Here is a 254-nt window from a genome sequence, read left to right as displayed (position 1 = left end):
AATTGAGTTTGCAGCCTTGATGTTTGTGCGCTTCAGCACCCAGGCAAACTTACAGCAAAGGTATTTTACCGAGTCATATACCGAACTTAAAGATCGCCATGCTGCTCTCAGCACTATCATTGAGTACGGTACGCCAGAACAGATCATTACTTCTGCACGCGCTATGATTGTCTATGGGCAGCGTCAAATGGCGGAGTCAAATGATGCGGAAACCATCTCTGCATCATCCAACTTAGTGCAATCTTTGACCGGAT

At 46.1% G+C, this 254-nt stretch carries 1 protein-coding gene; it reads left to right on the top strand.

The window, feature by feature from the left end:
• Window positions 1-254, top strand: a 254-nt coding sequence (locus tag HBA93_RS22205) for a hypothetical protein (RefSeq protein WP_221724684.1), incomplete at both ends; no start/stop codon positions are given.

The sequence above is a fragment of the Ochrobactrum sp. SFR4 genome, from assembly GCF_019730395.1.
GTDB lineage: Bacteria > Pseudomonadota > Alphaproteobacteria > Rhizobiales > Rhizobiaceae > Pseudochrobactrum.
This window is presented reverse-complemented; position numbering and strand designations above follow the sequence as displayed.